The organism is Patescibacteria group bacterium, assembly GCA_030583705.1.
In the GTDB taxonomy this organism is placed as follows: Bacteria; Patescibacteriota; Patescibacteriia; order Patescibacteriales; family Patescibacteriaceae; genus Patescibacterium.
In genome coordinates, this window is the sequence record CP129471.1 from 478838 (window position 1) to 496205 (window position 17368).

Here is a 17368-nt window from a genome sequence, read left to right on the forward strand (position 1 = left end):
AATTAAACTTTTTTAGTTTCAATTAATTCATGAATAGTAGTAGAAGGCTCAGCTCCTTCCATAATAATCATATAAGTAGCCAAAAGAAAAGGATAGCTCTCAAGCTCTTTAACCAAAAGAGGCAGAACTTCAATCGTAGCCAAACCTTCCACAGATTTTTTCTCTTTTTTCATGGCTTCCAAAGCTTTATCTGGAGCTTCTCCCCTGCCCACTCTTTCACCAAATTCCCGATTACGAGTCGGTCCAGTACAACTCATCCACAAATCATTACCCCAGTGCTGGCTACTGATGGTAAAACTCTCTGAACTACCACCCAACTTATTAACCGTCAATCTCTCAACTTCTTCGGCAAAACGAGAAATAAAATAAGTTTCCGAGCCATAGGGCCAACCTAAGCCCTTAATTAACCCGGCAAAAATAGCAATAACGTTCTTAAAGGCCGCACAATACTCTACACCAGCCACGTCATTACTGGAGTAAAGCCTTAAAAAAGGAGAAGATAAAAGATTATCAATAACAGCCAAGGCTTGAGGATCCTTAGAGGCAATAGTAGCTCCCAAAGGATGCCCGTTAAAAAGATCTTCAGCAATAGTGCCACCAGCAAAGTAAACGTAAGAAAAAGAACCTGGTGGACTTAAATTAGATAAATATTTTGAAGTTAAACTACCATCAGGAGCTAGTGCTTTAGCTGTGTTAACTAAAATAAAAGGACGATGCCCAAGAGAATGTAGACAGTTGGTAAAAACCTCGGGTACGGCTTTGGCCGTGACGGCTAAAATAATAATATCAATCGGCTCTTTAATTTCATCCAAGCTTTGAGGGAAAATAACATCACCATTCTCCAAAAAGCCTTTTTTAACATAAGGATGAGGTAAGCCTTGGCGTAAAGCTTCCATGGTCTCTGGGGAACGATCAAAAGCCCAAAGCTTACATTGCCCAGCACACTTATCCTTTAAATGCTTAAGCAAAGAAAAGCCAAAACTACCTAAACCGTACAATAAAACGTTGTTCATAGAAAAAAGAAATAAAGACTACACTATAATTTAAACACTTGATTATTATATCACTATTTAAGAAAAAAATCATCTGTGTAATGTTTATTATAAACAACTTGGTATTTTATTAATTTAACTTTAGAAAAATTAATAATCAACCAAAAAACCCGGCCTTAACCGGGTTTTTATTTATAGAAGAATATAGATATAGATATAATTAACGCTTGCTCCACTGTGGTGCTCTTCGGGCTTTTCTAAGTCCAGGCTTCTTTCTTTCTTTCTTTCTGGCGTCTCTGGTTAACCAACCGTTAGATTTAAGGATAGCTCGCAAATCTTTATCTAAAGCCAAAAGACCCATAGCAATACCGTGTCTAACAGCTTCTGCTTGTCCATGCTTACCGCCTCCTCTAACTTTAACCGTAATATCCAAACTTTGGTCCATAGCCGCCGCTTTAAGGGGTTGAACAATAACAGTTTGGTCAATAGCTACTGGAAAATATTCTTGTAAAGATTTATCATTGATGATTATCACACCCTTACCGCCCTGATAAAGTCTAACTCTGGCACCGGAAGTTTTTCTTTTACCTAAAGCTTCCAGGTATTTTCTTTTGGAAAAATCCTGCTCAGTACTTGACTTCTTATCAATGGTGGTTTTTTTCATTTCAGTCATAAAAATTATTTAACAGACAAACGTTTTATCATGTCGTTGCACAAACGGTTATTTGGCAACATTTGTTTAACAGCACGGCGTAAAACCTCTCCAGGTTCTTTAACAAAAACCTCAGACATGGCTTTGGTTTTAAGACCCCCTGGATAACCTGAATAGCTGTAATATTTTTTTTGATCCATTTTCTTGCCGGTAAAAACCGCTTTACTAAGATTAACAACCTCAACAAAATCTCCCTCATCTTTATGAGGTTCAAAACTCGGTTTATGTTTACCACGCAAAAGAGTAGCCGCCTTAGTGGCTAAACGACCAATCGCCATACCTTCAGCGTCAAGAATGTGTCTTTGTCTTAAATTTGTTTGTTTGGACATATAATAAAATTAAACAAGCTCAATTTGTACCATTTTTGATCCGTCACCAACTCTGTTGCCCAGTTTAACTATTCTAGTATAACCGCCTGGACGATCCTGATAGCGCTTACCCAAAATATCCATAGACTTTTTAACAGCTAAGGGTTGAGGTAGATCTTTTATCAATAAACGACGAGCTGCCAAATCTCCGCTTTTAGAAACTGTAATAAGGCGCTCCACTAAAGACCTAACGGTTTTAGCCTTAGCTTCGGTAGTGGTAACTTTTTCATAAAGCAAAATACTGGACGCCAAATTCCTAAGCATCATTTCACGTGGTGCTTTTTTTCTGCCCAAAATTTTTGTTGTTTTTCTATGTCTCATAAAGGTTATTCGTTGATTTATTTATCTTTATTACTCAGACTTTTCTTCAGATACCTCTGAATCTTCAGTACTTTTTTTAGCAGACTTTCCTTTCGGCTCTTCTACTTCTTCTGTTTCTTTCATTTCTTGTGTTGCTTCACCTTCACCTTCTTCTGAAGCATTCTCCTCTTCTGGTACTTCACCGTTTAATAAACTCCTAACTCCGTTAATTTGTGAAGACAAAATATCCACTGCCTGACCAAAAGCCTCTTCAATAGTTAGGGTACCGTCGGTGGTAATATCCAACATCATCTTATCCCAGTTAACCATCTTACCAACACGAACGTTTTCCACAGTTAAGGCCACAGCCATAATTGGTGAAAAAATGGAATCAATATCAATATAACCAAGTTCAGCTTTACGATTTTCGCGGTTCTCAATAGTTTCATAACCCAGGCCTCTGCTAACAAAAATTTCCATATTAAAAGTCGCTCCTACATCGGTTAGCTGAGCAATCGGTTGATCTGGATTAACAACTGTTACACCGGCCTGTTTAACAATATCGGAAGCTTTAACTATTTTTTCTCCATCCGCTTTAAGTTCTAAACGAGCCTCATTAACTCCCTCATCCAAAATAAAACGAACATTTTTAAGGTTAAGCATGATCTGTAAAACATCTTCCTTAACGTTAGGTAAAGCCATAAATTCATGAGTAGCGCCTTCTATTTTAGCACCAACCACGGCAGCACCCGGCAAAGAAGAAAGTAGGACACGACGCAAAGCGTTGCCCAAAGTAGTTCCATAACCAGGAGCTAAAGGCTCCAAAGAAACCGTAGCACGATTTTTTTCATCGCTCTCGGTAAAAGATATTTTCTTAGGTAAAGCTATTGTATTCATATGAATATGTTATCCACCGAAGTGGCTTTATAATTAACGTGAGTAGAATTCCACAATCAGCTGACTGTTAATGGATTGATCCAAATCTTCTTTCTTCGGCTCATGTAAAACCTTGCCGGACATTTCACTTGGATCAAAGTTAAGCCAGCCCGGTAAAATGTTTTTCTTTAACTTGTCTTCAACATTATTAAAAAGTTTCTTTTGCTTCTTGGATTTTCTAACCGCTACCAAATCACCCGGTTTAACCTGATAAGAAGGGATATCCACCTTACGACCATTAACTTCAAACAAAGCATGTCCAACCATTTGTCTGGCTTGGGCTCTAGTAATAGCCAAACCAAAACGATAGACTACGTTATCAAGACGGGTTTCCAACATACGCAAAAGATATTCTCCGGCATCACCTTGCTTCTTAGCTTTATTAAAAGTCAAGAAAAACTGCTTTTCACGCAAGCCGTACATTTGCTTGGCTTTTTGCTTTTCACGAAGCTGGAGTCCGTAAATACTCTGCTTCTTAGGTCTTTTAGCTTGTACATTATCCAAAGGCATGATGGTAAATTTAATTTAAAAAAATATAAAAATATAATTAAACGCGACGAGGTTTACGGCTACGACAACCGTTATGCGGTAAAGGCGTTATATCTTTAATATAAGTAACATTCAAACCGTTAGCGTTAAGGGCTCTAACAGCCGACTCTCTGCCAGTACCAACTCCCTTAACAAAAACCTTAACCTCGCTCAGTCCGTATTCTTTAGCTTTTTCCACAGCAATTCTAGTAATAATCTGCGCAGCGTAAGGAGTGGACTTTTTAGGACCACGAAAACCAGCTAAACCGGCATTGGCCCATGATAAAACATTACCGTCGTTATCTGTTAGGGTGACAATGGTATTATTATAGCTTGAATTAACAAAAGCCTTACCTGAGTTAACTCGCTTAGGTGCGCTTTTTTTCTTACGCTTACCTTTAGCGGCCTGACGATTAGCCTTTTGTTTTTCCAACTTCTTGCGGATTTCTTCAGGTAGTTCTTCAAGTTGTGACTTATCATCAGCTTTAATTTCAAACTGTTCCTCAAGCACCTCTAAAGAATCGTCAACCTTAGGATCAACAACTTCTTCAGCCTTATCACTTACCTCTTCTGTTTTTTGCTTATTGTCTGACATAATAAAAAATAATCAAATAAATATTAAGTTTTTTGCGCTACCGCCTTCTTACCAGAAGAAGCTGTTTTTCTAATATTACCTCGCACTGTTCTGTTGTTATTTTTACTGCTTTGTCCGCGAGCTGGCAAGTGCTTGGCGTGCCTTGAACCCCTATAAGAACCTATGTCCTTAAGTCTTTTAATATTAGCAGAAATATCTCGGCGCAAATCTCCCTCAACTTTAATATCCTTCTCAATTAAGGTTCTAAGGCGATTAACTTCCTCTTCTTTAAGATCCTTAACTCTGGCGTCCGGATTAATCTTAGCGGAAACCAAAACTCTGTTGGAAACTACTCTACCTATACCGTAAATATAGGTTAAAGCGATTTCCACTCTTTTGTCGTTTGGGATCATTACACCGGCGATTCTGACAGCCATATCGTAGATAAATTAAAAATAATAAACTTTAAATTATAAATTAACCCTGTCGCTGCTTATGCTTGGGGGTTTTGCAGATAACCATTACCCGTCCTTTACGACGAATAATCTGACAATCTTTACAAATTTTCTTAACAGAAGCTCTAACCTTCATATTGGTTCTTTATTCAGCTTTTAATTACAGGCGGTAAGTTATCCTGCCTTTAGTTAAATCATAAGGGCTCATCTCAACCTTAACCCTATCTCCTGGTGCAAGACGAATGCGAAACATTCTCATCTTACCAGATAAATGGGCCATGATTTCATGACCATTATCAAGCTTAACTCTAAAAGAAGCCGCCGGCATAAGTTCAAGAACTTCACCTTCAAGCTCAATAAAATCTTTGGAATTGCTAATATCTGACATTATAAACAACAAAAAATTGGTAAAAACTTTTTACCAAATTTTTGGTAATGTTAATAACTGAAAACAAAAATATTCAGTATTTTTACGTGTAAAACTATTATATAGTGGGAAATAAAATATGTCAAGGGATTTTTGCTTCATTGAATTATCTTTAAAATATGGCTAATCTTAGATTATTTTAAAGCTATTCCAAAATAGCTTTGATACGCCTAATTCCGGCCGAAGAACTTTCTTCTTTGATTATCTTGAATTTTCCCAACTCTGAAATATTTTCCACGTGGGGTCCGCCGCAGATTTCTTGACTAAAATAACTACCAGGCTCACCAACGGAGTAGACCTTAACAACCTCACCATACTTAGCATCAAAGACTCCGGTAGCGCCGATCTCCCTGGCTTTTTCTAAAGGCATTTCTTCAAAACCAACAGGTAATCCTTCCTGAATTGCCTTATTAACCAGCTCTTCCACCTCTTTAATCTGCTCAGTGGTCATCTTTTCACTATGAGGAAAATCCAACCTAAGTCTTTCGCCGGTAATATTACTGCCTTTTTGGCTAACATGATCACCTAAAACTCTTCTTAGGGCTTCCAAAAGAAGATGGGTAGCTGTATGTAGTCTGGTAGTAGCTACGGTATGATCCGCCAAACCACCCTTAAACTTACCAGCTGAAGCGGTTCGAGAAAGTGTCTGGTGCTTCAAAAACTCCTCGTTAAAAACTTTTTCATCCACACTCATGCCTTTTTCTTTAGCCAACTCAATGGTCATTTCTATCGGAAAGCCATAGGTCTGATAAAGATCAAAAGCCGCCTTACCAGAAACCGAACCGTTAATCTTTAAAAATTCTTTCTCACCCTTTTCTAAAGTTTCTTTAAACTTTTTTTCTTCTTTTTCAAGTTCAGCTAAAACAAACTCTCTATTATTATCTAATTCAGGATAAAACTCACAATAATTATTAATATAAATTTCGGCTAAAGCAGAGGTCCAGGGTTTATCCAGCATACCAAGACTGCGACCAAAACGAACCGCCCGTCTAATAAGACGACGAACAATATAGCTCTGATCAGCATTCCCCGGTCCAATTCCCTTTTCGTCACCCATGATAAAAGTTGCAGCCTTAATATGGTCGGCAATAATTTCAAAGGGCCGATTATCGTCCTCGTACTTCTTGCCGGAAAGTTCTTGAATCTTTTCTATAGCGTCATTAAACAAGTCTGTTTGAAAAATATTGTTTTTACCCTGTACTGCCATAGTTAATCTTTCCAGTCCTCCACCAAAGTCAACGTTCTTATTAGCCAATTCCTGCCAGCCTTTTTCGGCTTTTTGGTATTGCATAAAAACCGAATTACCGATTTCAATAAAACGACCGCAATCACAATTAAGATGGCAAAATTCTCCATAAGAAGAGTCGTGAGCCTTACCGGTGTCATAAAAAGTTTCCGAGTCCGGTCCACCTAATTCCCCGACAGCCTCTCCTCTTTGCCACCAGTTTTTATCCCGATAAGCAAAAATACGGTCTTGACTAACACCAAGCTTAAGATCTTTACCCGGTCCTAATTCACCTGGTCCAAAAGTAGAAGGTCCTTCATCGGCGTTAATTCCGTATTTGGCAAAGATTTGCAAAAGAATTTCTATTGATTCAGTATCTTTAGCTATTTCTCCATCTTCGGAACCAGCATAAACAGTCTGGTAGAGTTTTTGTGGCTCAAGTTTAAGTTCTTCAACTAAAAACTCATACCACCAGTTAAGTTGCTTAGATTTCCAATAAGCATCACCCTCGGCTAAAGATTTGGGATCGCCCAAAGACCAATTACCAAGCATTTCAAAAAAAGTATTATGACGGTTATCGCCAACCTCCTCAATATCTTCAGTACGAAAAGACTTTTGGCTATTAACCAATTGCCTGCCACCGGGATGCTTAGCTCCTAAAAGATAAGGAACTAAAGGGAACATACCGGAATTAACGAATAAAAGAGTGGAATCGTTTTCCGGTAATAAAGAAGCACTAGAGATCACTTGGTGTCCCCTTTTTTCAAAAAAATCAAGATATTTTTTACGAATTTCTTTACTAGTCATAAATTAATTTAAACAACCTCGCCAAAGGCCAATTTGTCTTGAACGAGCTTCTCTTTCCATAATGGAAAAAAGTTCAGCCTTTTCAGTATCCGGCGGATAAGCAGCTGCTACGGCAAAACCGTTTTTTACCAATTCCAAATTAACAAAAACTCCATCATCTCGGTAAACATAAGCTAGTAATCTGCCATTATGGTCATAAGTTGAAACATCCTGAAAGAGCCTCACTTGTCGCCCTTCTATCATAGATCGGTTAGCTTCAGTAGCTTCGCTGGCATAACACTCTTCTCCTAATCCTTCATTATCCTCATTTCCATTCTCATCCTCAATTTCCATTTCCGGTGTATCTATACCTATATAACGCACTAAACGACCGTTTTCTAAAACAATAGTATCTCCGTCCAATACTTCAGCTACAGTAATTAAATCACCGTACTTATAATTATCAATAAGCTCTTCGCCTACCGGTCGTCTTAAAAATTCGGTCTTCTCTCCAGTCCATTCAAAACTTGATCTTAAAGCTTTCTCTGCGGAAAAAAGAGGAGTCAAAGAAAAAACCTCTACTGCACTAACGGCAATTAAACCAACAATTCCCAGATAAGCTAATGTTTGATAGAGTTTTTCTTTCATAAAAATTCTTAAAAAATATCTTTATAACATCCTTAATCTTTTATTATTTTATTTCCCTATTGAGAATTTAATTAATATAAAATTAATTACTTAATGGATTTTCTAATCAATGTCATCAGATTACTATAAAACTCCAAATTATTCAAGGTGGCTAATCTTTTACCCAAAGGTTCGTTTATTTTAAAAAGATAATGGAGATAGGCTCTGGAGAAATTACGTAATTCCGGTATTTTGGAGTTTTTATTAATCGGACGCTTGTCTTGCTTAAATTTAGAGTTAGTAATAATCGCTGTTTCATAAAAAGAGGCAGTAGCTTCTTTAGAACTATTCATTAAACTCTTTATCTTCTTCTCAGTGTCTTTTTTCGGCCAAAAAAGCCTACCATGTCTACCTTCTCTGGTTGGAATAACACAATCAAACATATCAACACCTCTTTTAACTGCTTCAATAATATTTTCAGGATAACCAACACCCATTAAATAACGAGGCTTGTTTTTCGGTAAATAAGGCATTGTCCAATCAAGTACACGATACATTTCTTCGGCAGTCTCTCCAACCGACAATCCCCCTATATTATAACCATCAAAATCAAGTGCCGTCAGCTCTTGGGCACTCTTTTCTCGTAAATCTTTTTCCAGCCCACCCTGGATTACTGCCATAACAAGCGGTTTTTTGCCTTTAATCTTTTTTAAATAATCTTTACTCCTCTTGGCCCAGGCCGTAGTTAAATCAACCGAATGCTCAAGATATTTTCTTGGTGCCGGCAAAGCCACACATTCATCAAGTAAGACGGCGATATCAACTCCCAAATCAAGCTGTATTTTTAAGCTTTTTTCAGGGGTTAAGTCATATAGAGCACCATCTATGTAAGATCTAAATTTAACTCCTCTTTTAGTAAGTTTAACTAAACTTTTACCTGTTCTATTTCGGTCTTTAGCTAAAGAAAAAACCTGGAAACCTCCAGAGTCGGTTAAGATAGCTCCTTGCCAATCCATAAAAGAATGCAAACCTCCGTGTTTTTTAATAAGTTTTTCTCCTGGCCTAAGCATTAAATGATAAGTATTGGATAAAAGAATCGGTGAAGCAAGCTTTCTCATGTCCTCAGTACTTACATGTTTAATCGTTGCCTGGGTAGCTACAGGCATAAAAAAGGGCGTAGACAAAAGACCGTGGCCGGTTTTAAGGCGACCACAGCGGGCTTGATTCTTTTTATTAGAGGCCAGTAAACGAAACATTCTTGAATTTTTATAAACAATTATTCATTCTATCCTTTATTGCACAATACCGTCGGTATCACTAATATCATCTTTTTCCAGTTTAGTGGTTTGGGCCTTTTGTACCTGTGTAAAAACGTGCCCCGTCTGATTATCCGTCCCAGTTAAAGCTGTGCCTGAAGTAATAACCATAACGGTATTACGATCAGAAACAGTAGGGGTAAAGGCCACACTAAATTCAGCCCTTAAAGACCTGGCGGAAACCGGCATACGACCAAGGCGCCAAGTTACAGTATTAGTTTCCGGATTATAATCAATACTACCGGCTTGCACCATATCTTTCCCATCCCAAGTTACATAATTGGGTAACTTAGTGGAAACACTTACATCCCCCAGCTCGTGTAAACTATTAGTAACCGTCCAGTATACCTTAAGAGTAGTACGATCACCTACTTTAGGCGGAATAGGTCCTGTTCCCACAGCCATATTATCTTCATCAAAATAACGCACAGCTTCATCCAATAAAACATCTGAGTTAAGATCTAGTACTAAAAGATTAGAACGTGAAGCTGAAGTATCTCCAGAAAGGTCTATTGGATTACCGCCAACTGAGAACTGTGCATAACTCTTAATCTGCCTTTGATTAATTAAGGGTTGTTCATGAATCGGTCTAATTGGTACGGAAAAAGCAATTTGACCCTGCCTGCCTTTAGCCAAAGAAGCCAGCTCTGGTATTTCATTTTTCGTCCAGACAATTGTTTGTCCGGAAATTGCACCATTAGAACTATCTCCCAAATTATTCCAGTTAACAGCATCACCTTCCAAAACCGCCATAATGATAATATCTTCCACCGCCCTTTCTCCGCGATTAGCAAAAGAAATAACATAATCAATATTCTCTCCGTAATTCACACCTTGCTGAGCCGACTTACCGTTAGCTGAAAGAGTTAAATTAAGACTATTGTTAATAACCTCCAAAGAAGTATTTCTTTCCTCAAAAATAAAAGTCTTATCACTGGAAGGATCAAGATATTCAAGTCTAACAATCACCTGGACCGGCTCTTCTTTTCTATCTGAAGCCCGCAGATTAACGATCATTTGTTGATCTCCTTGGGTACCGGACGCAGACCAGCGACCAGTAGAAACCTCCTTAATTCCACTCGAAAGCTCACCTGAAGACAAGGCTATATAATCTGGTGCAAAAACGCTAACAAAAAAATTATCAACAAACTTTTCTTCCCGAGGACTTATCTTAAAACCTAAAGAATCGTTTTGATTAACTAAAAGACTACCCGGAGCGGTTAGAGCTAAGTCATAGCCTGAAGAAGTTAAGATTATATCTTTAAAAGCGCTCTTTTTAAAAACACTACTAATACCAACCGGCTGATAAGTCATCTCTGCGTTAATCACATTAGACTCACCTGGACGAGAAATAAGGCGTCCAGATAAGGTTATCTTTCCCTCGGCCCATGGGCTTATTTCTTCAAAACTCCAAGATAAAGGAATACCAGCTGATGGTGTAAGATCATCAAGAATAAAATTATCCGGTAAGACCACCTGAACAGTCGCATTACTTAAAGAAACGTTTTCTCTATTACGATAAGTAATAACATAATCAAAAGGCTCGTTAACCAATAAATTATCCGGTGCCTCTATACTAAATTCAAGATCAGAAGAAGCGGGCAAGCGATCCATTAACCAGCGATAACCAAAAAAAACTAAAGCTCCAAGTAAAGATAAATAAACTATCCACAAAAGTAAGCGCAACCACCAAGAACGTTTTTTCTTAATACTCACCTCTTTAACATTCACTCTTTCTCCACTGTCATCTTGATAAATTTCAGATAAACTTGTGGCCACTGAACTTTTCTCCATCCTACCTTTAAGGTAGCTATCAAATTTCTTAACCTCTTCCTCTTTGGGTAATTCATGTTCAACAAAATCGGACAGCTCGGAAGGTTGCTTAATGGGAATAATTGTCCCCTTTACTCCCTTCTTTTTTTTATTTTTTAGATTATCTTTTTTCATAAAAAATTTAATTAAGGATTATATTCAAATAACCAAGCAGAAAAAATATCTCTGTCCAAAGGTTTTTCAAATTCAAGTTTTTGAGTGGACAAAGAAGCGGCCGGATAATTCCAAAGTAAACGACGATTTAAGGGATAGGTAACAAAGCTTTGAAAAACCGTTCTCTCAGCACCAGGCTGCTTTTGAACTAAAAGAGAATAAGACTCTCTTTGGTGACTTAGCCCTAATTTTTGCAAGAGATTAGTTAAGAAATTATCTTCTTGCCTAGCTTGCATACCAAAGGGCAAGCGATATCTTAATTGTAGCACAGCTGTGTGCCCGGGATCAATCATTGACCAGTTAGCAAAAACCGTAAAGCCGTTTTCTTCATAAATTTTTGTTTTAGAAAGAGGCTCTATCTCAGCATTAATTTCCGGCCAAAGTAATGGATCAATCTCCCAAGAAGGATCAACTTCTTTAAAATAACGACTGTCCGGAGAGATAAAACCAACTCCGTCCAAAAGCTGGCTACCCAAGGGTACATAAACTCTTAACCAATTAACGTTTCGTACGCCAGTAAAATCTTGACCCTTAATGCCAGGATGTTCTCTTTTAACGGTTAAATCAACAATAATTGAACCATCTGTTTGAATAGTGGCTTTATGAGTTATGGTTTCATCTATAACCCGATCAGTCTTTTCTCCCCCTATGTTAGTATTAGCCACCATCAAATAGTCCTGTTTAGCTTGCCTCATTTCTCCAGCCCAGCCCAAACGACGAAAAACGGACTGTGCTTCTTGATCATTAACATAAATCATGACATGTTTTTGTGAAGCCATATCAGTTAAAAGGGCGACCAAATTAAGCGCCAACTGTGGACTCATGTCTTCACCGAGTTTAACTAACAGTTTATCCAAAAGGTCCCCAATAATTTTTTTAGGCTCATTAGTCTCTTCAAACTTCTGCTCAGCAAAAGATTGGGTAACTAACCAAAAATTTTCCGCATCAATGACCACGCCATAATCTTCTGTTAAATCAATCGGGCCAACTAAAACTAAAAGTTCTTCTAAGACTCTGGGTGTAAAGCTAATTACCCCATCCACCGTCGGACCATTACTTTGTTCATAAAACCACATTAATTTTTGCGCACTCTTAGGCCAATCAGGCCACCAATTAGCGTCCCAAAAATACCAACGACCTCGTAAAAGTTGAAGAGGTGGAGGAGCAGCTAGTAAACGATAAAGACCGGCCTCAGTGTCATAACTACCGCCGGACGGAGTGGTTATTTTAACCACTTCCCCCTGACTAACATCAATAACCGAAAAACTCCCAACAAAACCACCGGAGCCTCTTTTCTCAGCGTTATTTTGGAAAACCAACATATAACGCCGATCAAGGTCAGCCCCGAATAAAACCAAAACCTTTTCTCCTATATCAACAATTTCCCTTAGTCCTGTAGATAATAAAACAGCCTGTGAACTCATCTCAAGAAAAAGTTCTCTATATTCCTCTGGTAAATCTTTAGGCTTAACCTTTTCAAGTTCTTTAGCAAGTTGCTGGGCTTCCTCAGCCGCCGGACGAAGTTCTTCTAATAGGCTTTGTACTAAAAAACCGTTAGCTGAATCGCCTTGATCATCAGCTGGAGACAAAATACGAGTTAATCTTTCCCCCAAACCGGCGGACAATTCTCCAGCTAAAAGGATTGACCTGCCTGAGGAGGCCATTTTAGCTTGTTCGCTTGGTAAAAAGCCGGCAAGTTGTAAAAGAATGGCGTCTATTTTTTCAAGCCGTTGTCTGGCTAAAGAAAAATCGGCAGCAGCGGCCGTAAAAGAGCTTTGGGCCGAAAGAAGATCAAAAGAAGAAAGAGCTTCTTTGGCAGATAAAAGATTGGAAGTACCAGCTTCAGCCGAAAAAACCGCTGATTCTTTAACCGAAGAAGCCAGTCGCCATTGCGAATAAAACCAAAAAGGCAAGACAATTAAGGCTAAGAAAATCGCAAAAGATAAAGAAGAAAAAATAATTTGTTTTTTACTCATTTTTAAATTGTTTACTTCAGCACGAATAAGTCCAGAGCTTTTATAAACATCTTCAGACAAAGCTCGTCCCCCGCCTCGCAAACCCCGAAACAACAAAGCCGGTAAATTCAATAAGGCGGCAGCTGGCACAAAAAGCCATCTAAAAAAACGCCAAATACCCGAGTGATGACGAGAATAATGATGGGCTTTTTTTAGCTCAAAAGCATAACGCAAAAAAGCTTCGCCAAAAGATTTAAAAAGACCGGATAAAATTACCAAGAAAAAAGACAAAAGACGTTTTAATAAGAAAAAACAAAACATCAATAAACGAATCAGTGTTAATTGCTTAAAGGTTGAAAAACCACCCCTTGATTTGTTATTAGACATTTTTAACATGAAATAAAATTATTTTAAAACTTCTAAATAGAGCTTAAAAGTTTTTTCTGCACAAGTGTGCCAATTATAAAGCAATCTTCGCTCTTGCCCTAAAGCCACTAACTCTTCTCTTCTTTTTTGATCAGTAATTATTCTCTCTATGGCTTTTCTTAAAGACTCTTCTTTGGTTGGATCAAAATATTCAGCCGCTTCACCTAAAATTTCTGGTAAACAAGTAGTATTGGAACTAATAACCGGACAATTATGAGCCATGGCTTCCAAGGGAGGTAAACCAAAGCCCTCGTAACGAGAAGGAAAAACATAGGCTAAGGCTCTTAAAAAAAGTACCCTTAACTGTTCATCCGGCACATAACCTGGGAAAATAACTGGCCAATCAGCCTCTCTATTTGGCAAAGAAGACCATAAACCGAGTTCTTGGGCTCGTTCTTTAAGACGAGCGTAGAAATAATCTTCTTTACCCACTAACACTAACTTTAAATTACCATACTCGTGCTTAAGATCTTTAAAAACACCTAAAAGAAACTCCAGATTCTTATGGGGATAGGCGTTACCAACATAAAGTAAATAAGGCTCAAGAATACAATAGTCGGAAAGAACATCTTCCTCCTTAAGTTTAGAAGCATAATAATCATCTTTGGCTTTTTCAAGATCAGCCACACCCTCATAAATAACTTCAACTTTAGAAGGCTTAACCTTAAATTGGGAAACAATATCTCTTTTAGTAAAATCAGAAACCGCAATTATTCTTTTAGACGAACGTACCGCTCGATTAATTACCAACCTATACGCTAAATTTTTTAAAAAATACTTAAAAGGACCAAGAGTGGTGGCACGCATAGTAGGAAACTTGGTTAAGATAAGATCATGAACCGTCACCACAAAAGGACAAGGACAAAAAAGCGGTACATTAAAATGGGGAAAGTGCATTAGATCAAGCTTCTCTTTGGCAATATATTTTGGCATTAAAAACTGCTCAGCTAAACCATACCAAGGAACATCAGCTAAAACTTTTTTAACTTGTGATGAAGAAGGAATAAATTCATCATAATTATCTACACTAAGAAAAACTACATACTCAAAGTTTTCACCCATAGCCGTAACACGATCAACAACTTCCTTGGTATAACGCCCAAGACCTTTACCGAGCGGTCCGTAAAAACGTGCATCAAAACCTATCCGTATTTTTTGTTTATTATCTTTTATCATAAAATAATTTTCTAATAACCCTTTATATTATACATACATCATACAATAACTAAAAAAATATCTAAAAAATCTTTAATTTAATATCTAATTTTGTTCTTCCTCTTCATTTAAATCTTCTTTATCTTCCTTTAACTCTTCGTCTTCATCTTCATCTTTGTCTTCTTCATAAATCGGTAATATGGAATAAAGAGTAAAGTCATCAGTAACTTTTTGTCTTTCAACAATAATCAAAGAAGTTTCTTTAAGTGGTCTGGAGTTTAAATAAATAATGTCTTTTTCAGGAAAAGTAAAATTATAATAATAAACAGGCAAACGTTCAGCTAATCTTCGGTATTCGGCCAGCATGTTTTTATCATCAAAAGCTCCCATAATTATTTTTCGTTCCGGGAAAAGCAATTTATCATGGTATTTGGTAATAATTACCGAATTAGCTTCGGTTATTTCTAAAAGTTTATTATACTCAAGTCTTGAAGCTTTTTGTTTTTCTATTGAAATAGCTAAGCCTTCAGAGGGCTCAAGCCAAACAAATTGTAAGGAAACAAAAGCCAAAACAGAGATAATTAAGGTACGAGTAACAATGACTATTGGACTAAACTTAAGCCAAGAGGTAAGCCAAAGAATAGCTAGACTAAGAAAAGGCAAAGCCCCTAAATAAACCGGCAACCAATACCTGGTATATGAATTACCGATAGTAAAACTGTTTTTGTCCGGATTATCATAAAACTCCCAACTACCATAATAAAGCACCAGCACCGTACTAAGACCTAACCAAAAAATCAGCCACTGCCATTTTTTATAAGTATACTGCTTAAATAAGACAATAAATAAAACTAAACCAGCAAGGCTTCCCCAAAAGAGCCAAGGAAACATATCTTTAATATAGGCCTTAAACATGGACAAACTATAATCCGGATGAAAACCAAAATGGAAAATTGTTTTACCTATCCTATCTAAAGATTCCTTAGACTCTTGCCAGGCTCCACGTAAAGAAGTACCAGCCAACTCTCCACCACCTGTTTGTAGATCATATAAAGACTGATTAAGCTCGGGATAACCCATAGAACGCCAAGAGCCGTAAAGTATTTCATTCCAATGCATAGCCGGCCAAAGTCCGAAAAAAAGACCATAGCCAAAGAAGATCAAAGTCAATAAAGGCAATCTTTTAAAATTAAAAAACCAAAGACCTAAAAGCAAAGGCGCCAACCAAAGCAACTCCGAAGCGCGGCTAATTATCGCTCCCCCAATAAAAAGACCTCCCAAAAGAGCAAAAAGCCAATTACGCCAATATTTTTTCAAAAAACTCTTTCCTTGTCCGAAATTCTTGGCCATCATAACAAGAAAATAAAGACCAATGATTAGGCAAACGGTAAACAAGACATTATGGAACATGCTACGAGCAGAAAAATAAAGATAAACCGGAAAAACCGAAGCCAGCAAAGAAGATAATAAAGCATTCTGTTTACCAAAAACTTCTCTAACTAAAAGATAAAAGAATAATAAACCCAAAGCTCCAATAAGGGGTGTAAGATAAGGTAAAAGAGCGGTACCAAACCAAGTGGCCAAAGTACCGTAGATAAGAGGCAGGCCCAAGAAACTTACCGGCTTAATCAAACCATAATCGGAACGAAAGCTTCTGGGATGAATAATATCTTTGGCTATTAAATTATATTTTTCAAAAATTCTTAAATCACCGGTTTCAGCGTAAAATTTAGCCACTGTATAATTAGCGGTTTCATCGGGGGAAAGCCATTTAACAAAATTATCGTCTTGACTTAAATAATTAAAAGACGAGGCATGAAAAAAGAAAAGTAAGGCAAAGAAAGCCACCAAGATAAAAGGCCAATGTCTTATAATAATACGCAATAAAGGATGTTTCATGATTTAATAATACAATAAAAAAGTAAAAAAAGAAAGGAGTTCATAAAGAAACTCCTTTTAATAAAAATTCATGGATTAGATTGTATTTTTTGTTCTAGCGATGGTTTTATTATATCTTCAAAATTACTAAATTCTTTTACTTCAAAATTCAATAATTTTTCAGAATTCTCGGCCTCATCCTCAAGGTCTTTTATCTTACCCTCAAGGTCTTTAATAATGTCTTTATGAATCCATAAAGACATTATCTCGTTATAATAAAACTTCCAACTTATTTTTCTCATCTCATTATGACCTAAATTATTAAAATGCTCTATATTTTCATTTAATCTTAACCATCTGTTTGTTTGTACAATCCTGGAACGAACCCCGGAGGGACCTCCAATTACTATCTTTTTATCCATAATAACTCCTATTGAACAAAAGGTTAGCCATAAAAAGCTTCCAACCAACTGCCCACTTCCTTCTTCTTTCAGAATCCTTCCACCATTCTTCGTGAAATTTGCTTCTGAGCACTATAAATTTTCTTGCCTCATTAACACGACCGACCTTAAGCCATTCCATAAAAAAAGAAGGTACTCTAAAATTAAAATTAAAACTTTGGTTTTGATCTTGGTTTTGATTATTAGTTTGTTCCATTTTTTAGCTCCTCTGTTTTTTTATTTTAATAGTGATTTTTTAAAGTTACCTTCAATATAACAATA

The 17368-nt window shown here is 37.1% G+C and carries 19 protein-coding genes; all 19 read right to left on the minus strand.

The features are described from left to right. Positions 1–2: 2 nt before the first annotated feature. The 19 genes from QY321_02355 to QY321_02445 all read right to left on the minus strand — a co-directional run bounded on the left by QY321_02355 (position 3) and on the right by QY321_02445 (position 17303). Positions 3–1013, minus strand: a complete 1011-nt coding sequence (locus QY321_02355; GenBank protein WKZ24436.1) for a hypothetical protein — start codon at positions 1011–1013, stop codon at positions 3–5. A 199-nt stretch (positions 1014–1212) separates the two neighbouring features. Further along, the gene (gene rpsI, locus QY321_02360) at positions 1213–1665 is read right to left on the minus strand and encodes a 30S ribosomal protein S9 (protein ID WKZ24437.1); all 453 of its coding nucleotides are present in this window, start codon (positions 1663–1665) and stop codon (positions 1213–1215) included. A gap of 5 nt (positions 1666–1670) precedes the next feature. After that, positions 1671–2033 (minus strand): 50S ribosomal protein L13, encoded by a 363-nt coding sequence (rplM, locus tag QY321_02365; protein ID WKZ24438.1) that lies wholly within the window; start codon positions 2031–2033, stop codon positions 1671–1673. Between the two features lie 9 nt (positions 2034–2042). Further along, positions 2043–2393, minus strand: a complete 351-nt coding sequence (gene rplQ / locus QY321_02370; protein WKZ24439.1) for a 50S ribosomal protein L17 — start codon at positions 2391–2393, stop codon at positions 2043–2045. 30 nt (positions 2394–2423) lie between these two features. After that, positions 2424–3269 (minus strand): DNA-directed RNA polymerase subunit alpha, encoded by an 846-nt coding sequence (rpoA, locus tag QY321_02375; GenBank protein WKZ24440.1) that lies wholly within the window; start codon positions 3267–3269, stop codon positions 2424–2426. A 33-nt stretch (positions 3270–3302) separates the two neighbouring features. Then, the gene (gene rpsD / locus QY321_02380) at positions 3303–3818 is read right to left on the minus strand and encodes a 30S ribosomal protein S4 (protein ID WKZ24441.1); all 516 of its coding nucleotides are present in this window, start codon (positions 3816–3818) and stop codon (positions 3303–3305) included. Between the two features lie 37 nt (positions 3819–3855). Further along, positions 3856–4269, minus strand: a complete 414-nt coding sequence (gene rpsK / locus QY321_02385; GenBank protein ID WKZ25201.1) for a 30S ribosomal protein S11 — start codon at positions 4267–4269, stop codon at positions 3856–3858. 185 nt (positions 4270–4454) lie between these two features. Further along, on the minus strand, positions 4455–4847 hold the full coding sequence (rpsM, locus tag QY321_02390; GenBank protein ID WKZ24442.1) for a 30S ribosomal protein S13: 393 nt from the start codon (positions 4845–4847) through the stop codon (positions 4455–4457). A 40-nt stretch (positions 4848–4887) separates the two neighbouring features. After that, on the minus strand, positions 4888–5001 hold the full coding sequence (gene rpmJ / locus QY321_02395; GenBank protein WKZ24443.1) for a 50S ribosomal protein L36: 114 nt from the start codon (positions 4999–5001) through the stop codon (positions 4888–4890). A 24-nt stretch (positions 5002–5025) separates the two neighbouring features. Next, a complete protein-coding gene (gene infA, locus QY321_02400) occupies positions 5026–5244 on the minus strand; it encodes a translation initiation factor IF-1 (GenBank protein ID WKZ25202.1) in 219 nt (72 codons plus the stop codon). Positions 5245–5437: 193 nt separating this feature from the next. Then, the gene (locus QY321_02405) at positions 5438–7324 is read right to left on the minus strand and encodes an alanine--tRNA ligase (protein ID WKZ24444.1); all 1887 of its coding nucleotides are present in this window, start codon (positions 7322–7324) and stop codon (positions 5438–5440) included. Positions 7325–7327: 3 nt separating this feature from the next. Continuing rightward, entirely contained in the window at positions 7328–7951 is a 624-nt protein-coding gene (locus tag QY321_02410) for a thermonuclease family protein (protein ID WKZ24445.1), read from the minus strand. 86 nt (positions 7952–8037) lie between these two features. Next, complete coding sequence (gene tgt, locus QY321_02415; GenBank protein ID WKZ24446.1) at positions 8038–9186, minus strand: tRNA guanosine(34) transglycosylase Tgt; 1149 nt, start codon at positions 9184–9186, stop codon at positions 8038–8040. Positions 9187–9222: 36 nt separating this feature from the next. Then, positions 9223–11193 (minus strand): hypothetical protein, encoded by a 1971-nt coding sequence (locus QY321_02420; protein WKZ24447.1) that lies wholly within the window; start codon positions 11191–11193, stop codon positions 9223–9225. An 11-nt stretch (positions 11194–11204) separates the two neighbouring features. Then, a complete protein-coding gene (locus QY321_02425; protein WKZ24448.1) occupies positions 11205–13574 on the minus strand; it encodes a DUF4012 domain-containing protein in 2370 nt (789 codons plus the stop codon). Between the two features lie 18 nt (positions 13575–13592). Beyond that, positions 13593–14789, minus strand: coding sequence for a glycosyltransferase family 1 protein (locus tag QY321_02430; protein WKZ24449.1), 1197 nt, complete (start codon positions 14787–14789; stop codon positions 13593–13595). 84 nt (positions 14790–14873) lie between these two features. Then, on the minus strand, positions 14874–16667 hold the full coding sequence (locus QY321_02435; protein ID WKZ24450.1) for a glycosyltransferase family 39 protein: 1794 nt from the start codon (positions 16665–16667) through the stop codon (positions 14874–14876). 68 nt (positions 16668–16735) lie between these two features. Next, positions 16736–17068, minus strand: coding sequence for a hypothetical protein (locus QY321_02440; protein WKZ24451.1), 333 nt, complete (start codon positions 17066–17068; stop codon positions 16736–16738). Continuing rightward, complete coding sequence (locus QY321_02445) at positions 17061–17303, minus strand: hypothetical protein (GenBank protein WKZ24452.1); 243 nt, start codon at positions 17301–17303, stop codon at positions 17061–17063. The genes QY321_02440 and QY321_02445 overlap by 8 nt, the downstream gene beginning before the upstream one ends. Positions 17304–17368: the final 65 nt, after the last annotated feature.

What these genes read in the sequence shown, in the direction of transcription:
- QY321_02355 (WKZ24436.1), bottom strand. Translation starts at nt 1,013, where the DNA reads ATGAACAACGTTTTATTGTACGGTTTAGGTAGTTTTGGCTTTTCTTTG.
- rpsI (WKZ24437.1), bottom strand. Translation starts at nt 1,665, where the DNA reads ATGACTGAAATGAAAAAAACCACCATTGATAAGAAGTCAAGTACTGAG.
- rplM (WKZ24438.1), bottom strand. Translation starts at nt 2,033, where the DNA reads ATGTCCAAACAAACAAATTTAAGACAAAGACACATTCTTGACGCTGAA.
- rplQ (WKZ24439.1), bottom strand. Translation starts at nt 2,393, where the DNA reads ATGAGACATAGAAAAACAACAAAAATTTTGGGCAGAAAAAAAGCACCA.
- rpoA (WKZ24440.1), bottom strand. Translation starts at nt 3,269, where the DNA reads ATGAATACAATAGCTTTACCTAAGAAAATATCTTTTACCGAGAGCGAT.
- rpsD (WKZ24441.1), bottom strand. Translation starts at nt 3,818, where the DNA reads ATGCCTTTGGATAATGTACAAGCTAAAAGACCTAAGAAGCAGAGTATT.
- rpsM (WKZ24442.1), bottom strand. Translation starts at nt 4,847, where the DNA reads ATGGCTGTCAGAATCGCCGGTGTAATGATCCCAAACGACAAAAGAGTG.
- rpmJ (WKZ24443.1), bottom strand. Translation starts at nt 5,001, where the DNA reads ATGAAGGTTAGAGCTTCTGTTAAGAAAATTTGTAAAGATTGTCAGATT.
- QY321_02405 (WKZ24444.1), bottom strand. Translation starts at nt 7,324, where the DNA reads ATGACTAGTAAAGAAATTCGTAAAAAATATCTTGATTTTTTTGAAAAA.
- QY321_02410 (WKZ24445.1), bottom strand. Translation starts at nt 7,951, where the DNA reads ATGAAAGAAAAACTCTATCAAACATTAGCTTATCTGGGAATTGTTGGT.
- tgt (WKZ24446.1), bottom strand. Translation starts at nt 9,186, where the DNA reads ATGTTTCGTTTACTGGCCTCTAATAAAAAGAATCAAGCCCGCTGTGGT.
- QY321_02420 (WKZ24447.1), bottom strand. Translation starts at nt 11,193, where the DNA reads ATGAAAAAAGATAATCTAAAAAATAAAAAAAAGAAGGGAGTAAAGGGG.
- QY321_02425 (WKZ24448.1), bottom strand. Translation starts at nt 13,574, where the DNA reads ATGTCTAATAACAAATCAAGGGGTGGTTTTTCAACCTTTAAGCAATTA.
- QY321_02430 (WKZ24449.1), bottom strand. Translation starts at nt 14,789, where the DNA reads ATGATAAAAGATAATAAACAAAAAATACGGATAGGTTTTGATGCACGT.
- QY321_02435 (WKZ24450.1), bottom strand. Translation starts at nt 16,667, where the DNA reads ATGAAACATCCTTTATTGCGTATTATTATAAGACATTGGCCTTTTATC.
- QY321_02440 (WKZ24451.1), bottom strand. Translation starts at nt 17,068, where the DNA reads ATGGATAAAAAGATAGTAATTGGAGGTCCCTCCGGGGTTCGTTCCAGG.
- QY321_02445 (WKZ24452.1), bottom strand. Translation starts at nt 17,303, where the DNA reads ATGGAACAAACTAATAATCAAAACCAAGATCAAAACCAAAGTTTTAAT.